Genomic DNA, 742 nt, shown 5'->3' on the forward strand with positions numbered 1-742 from the left:
GGGGTCTTGCCGACCTTGACTCCGGCGGCCTCCAGGGCCTCCTTCTTCGCCGCGGCCGTGCCCGAGGAACCCGACACGATCGCGCCCGCGTGCCCCATCGTCTTGCCCTCAGGAGCCGTGAACCCCGCCACGTAACCCACCACCGGCTTGGTGACGTTGGCCTTGACGAAGTCCGCAGCACGCTCCTCGGCGTCACCGCCGATCTCACCGATCATCACGATCACATCGGTGTCCGGATCGGCCTCGAACGCCGCCAGCGCGTCGATGTGCGTGGTCCCGATGATCGGGTCCCCGCCGATGCCCACCGCCGAGGAGAAACCGATGTCGCGCAGCTCGTACATCATCTGGTAGGTCAGCGTGCCCGACTTGGACACCAGACCGATCCGCCCCGGCTTGGTGATGTCGGCCGGGATGATGCCCGCGTTGGACTGGCCCGGCGTGATCAGCCCCGGGCAGTTCGGACCGATGATGCGGGTCTTGTTGCCCTTGGCCTGGGCGTGCGCCCAGAACGCCGCGGTGTCGTGCACCGGGATGCCCTCGGTGATCACCACCGCCAGGCCGATCCCGGCGTCGACGGCCTCGAACACCGCGTCCTTGCAGAACTTGGGCGGCACGAAGATGACCGTGACGTCGGCGCCGGTGGCGGCCATGCCCTCGGACACCGATCCGAAGACCGGCACCTCGGCGCCGTCGAAGTCGACCTTCTGGCCGGCCTTGCGCGGGTTGACCCCGCCCACGATGC

The 742-nt window shown here is 68.9% G+C and carries 1 protein-coding gene; it reads right to left on the reverse strand.

Annotation, left to right across the window (positions count from 1 at the left end; genetic code table 11):
• Nucleotides 1-742: succinate--CoA ligase subunit alpha (gene sucD / locus ADL05_RS27640; RefSeq protein WP_053619960.1), on the reverse strand; the 742-nt coding region annotated here is incomplete at both ends.

This window comes from Nocardiopsis sp. NRRL B-16309 (assembly GCF_001279585.1).
GTDB lineage: Bacteria > Actinomycetota > Actinomycetes > Streptosporangiales > Streptosporangiaceae > Nocardiopsis.